Below are 2048 nucleotides of genomic sequence, written 5' to 3'. Positions count from 1 at the left end.
TAGTGATGAAATAAGAGATTGGGAGTGGATACCTTGGGTTAGCTGGGGGCGTCTTTGATAGTAGTAAAATTACTTCAGAGTATATTTAGTGGTGGAAGTGCGATGAACGGTATTTTCGGGTTACCGGCACTAAATGGAATTTTATCCGGGTTGATTATTTACACTTTGATTGTTAAATTAGCAAAAAGGAGTAGAAAATGAAAGATAATGATATTGTAAAAAAGTATAGAATTATAGCTATTATAGGAATTGTACTTATGGGAATCGCATCTTTTATGAGTTGTTTAGCTACTGAAAAAATGTATATTAATATTGGTACTATATTGTTATGTATTAGTATTGTTTTGTCAGTTATAGGCTTTTCAAGGTGGCAACCATAATGGAAGAAAAAATGATCTTAAGAGATAAAGTAAGGAGACTGATTTTAGAAGAGATAAATCTATTAAAAGAAGAAGGAAAAAATAAATTACCTACTGAGCAAGAATTATCAAGTAAGTTTGGAGTAAGCAGGGTTACTTTGAGAAGTGCTCTTGCTGATATTGAAAGAGAAGGCAAAATTACAAGAAGACAAGGTAGTGGAACTTACATAAGCCCAAGTTTTGACAATATGAAGTTAGATTTATTTAGGATGAAAACATATGGACAACTGATACAAGAAGCAGGACACTATTTAAAAGTAGAAAGTTTTATTACTAAAATAGTTGATACACCTGAATTTATTAGAGAATCAAAGCTTTATGATGGAGAAAAAATGGTTATGACTGTTAGAATCTTTTATGCTGACAGTCAGATAGCAGTTGTCTGTATAGATTTTTTATCCAATGAATATGAGAAAAATATAGACGAACTAAAAGAATACTCAGATTCAATTTTTGAGTATTTGAAAAAAAATCACAATATTAAATTGACAGTTGGAAGTATAAAGTTTCACGGAGCAAATGATAATGATTTAAATTTATGTACTGATATAAAGCATAAATTGCCTAAAAAATATTTGATGATTGAAGGAATTGAGTATAGTACAGACAATGAACCTGTATTGTTTACTAAAGAGTATATAAATACTGATATAATTCAAATTACAGCTGTTAGGTATAGGTGAAATAGAGAAAAGGAAATTTAATGAAAAAGAGATTTAGTATAGAATACGAACAAAAAGAAAACTATAAATTGACTGACTTAAAAGAATTCGAAGTGAGATTATTGTATAGGGTTTTAGAAATATGCAAAGAATCCAAAGAAAAAGGGAATCATCCTTTTGGTTGCTTATTGGCGGATAAAGAAGGAAATATACTTATGGAACAGGGGAATGAAGAAGTTAGTTTAGGAGGGGATTGTACTGCACATGCAGAAGCATTATTAATAAGAAAAGCATCTCAAATTTATTCTAAAGAAGAAATGAATGATTTTACTTTGTATAATTGTGCTGATTCATGTGCTATGTGTACAGGGGCAATGTATTGGTCTAATTTGGGCAGACATGTATATATTGCAAGAGAGTCAGAATTAAAAAAATACACTGGTGATGATATAAGAAATCCAACTTTAGATTTGCCAAGCAGAGTTGTCTTGGCTTGTGGACAAAAAGAATTTGAAACATTAGGACCTTTTTTGGAATTGGAAGATAAATTTTTTGAGTTACATAAGGGGTATTGGAATCATACGAAATAAAAAATAAATTAAAAGGAAGATTAAATTTTGAATTTATAATTATACTATAGAATTAGATAAAGAGCTGTTGTAAAACAGCTTCAAAAAAACGGCAAATTTATGAGAATGAGCCGTTTTTTTATAGTTAATTTATTAAAATCACACAAAAAAATTAGGATTGTTAGATAAATTAGAACTATTTGAAGTTAAAAAGTATATTTTATTGATATAGAACAAACTAATTACCTATGTAAAAAGGCAGATTTTGTACAAGACAAAGGAGAGAAGAACACAAAACTAAAAATTATGAGTTTTATCAGTAGTGAATTGAAAAATTAAAATTATGTGAAAGATATTTAGAAATTATGGGAGGAATAGAATATTCTTCTAAAAAGATT

The 2048-nt window shown here is 28.8% G+C and carries 4 protein-coding genes; all 4 read left to right on the top strand.

Annotated elements, in window-relative coordinates:
- Positions 1-54 precede the first annotated feature (54 nt).
- The 4 genes from HMPREF9129_RS11560 to HMPREF9129_RS09775 are packed head-to-tail and all read left to right on the top strand — an operon-like array spanning position 55 to position 1671.
- Positions 55-201, top strand: a complete 147-nt coding sequence (locus HMPREF9129_RS11560; RefSeq protein WP_004823175.1) for a hypothetical protein — start codon at positions 55-57, stop codon at positions 199-201.
- On the top strand, positions 198-380 hold the full coding sequence (locus HMPREF9129_RS09785; protein ID WP_004823173.1) for a hypothetical protein: 183 nt from the start codon (positions 198-200) through the stop codon (positions 378-380). Before HMPREF9129_RS11560 ends, HMPREF9129_RS09785 begins: the two co-directional genes overlap by 4 nt.
- Positions 380-1102, top strand: a complete 723-nt coding sequence (locus HMPREF9129_RS09780) for a GntR family transcriptional regulator (protein WP_004823171.1) — start codon at positions 380-382, stop codon at positions 1100-1102. The genes HMPREF9129_RS09785 and HMPREF9129_RS09780 overlap by 1 nt, the downstream gene beginning before the upstream one ends.
- 20 nt (positions 1103-1122) lie before the next feature.
- Positions 1123-1671: a nucleoside deaminase gene (locus tag HMPREF9129_RS09775; RefSeq protein ID WP_004823170.1), complete on the top strand. Its 549-nt coding sequence runs from the start codon at positions 1123-1125 to the stop codon at positions 1669-1671.
- Positions 1672-2048 lie beyond the last annotated feature (377 nt).

Source organism: Peptoniphilus indolicus ATCC 29427 (assembly GCF_000227315.1).
Taxonomy (GTDB): Bacteria; Bacillota; Clostridia; order Tissierellales; family Peptoniphilaceae; genus Peptoniphilus; species Peptoniphilus indolicus.
The sequence above is the reverse complement of the archived record's forward strand: the minus strand, read 5'-3'. Positions and strand labels throughout refer to the sequence as shown.

Bases quoted from the DNA above. Each gene is read 5' to 3' on its own strand.
- HMPREF9129_RS09780 (WP_004823171.1), top strand. From the start codon at position 380: ATGGAAGAAAAAATGATCTTAAGAGATAAAGTAAGGAGACTGATTTTA.
- HMPREF9129_RS09785 (WP_004823173.1), top strand. From the start codon at position 198: ATGAAAGATAATGATATTGTAAAAAAGTATAGAATTATAGCTATTATA.
- HMPREF9129_RS09775 (WP_004823170.1), top strand. From the start codon at position 1,123: ATGAAAAAGAGATTTAGTATAGAATACGAACAAAAAGAAAACTATAAA.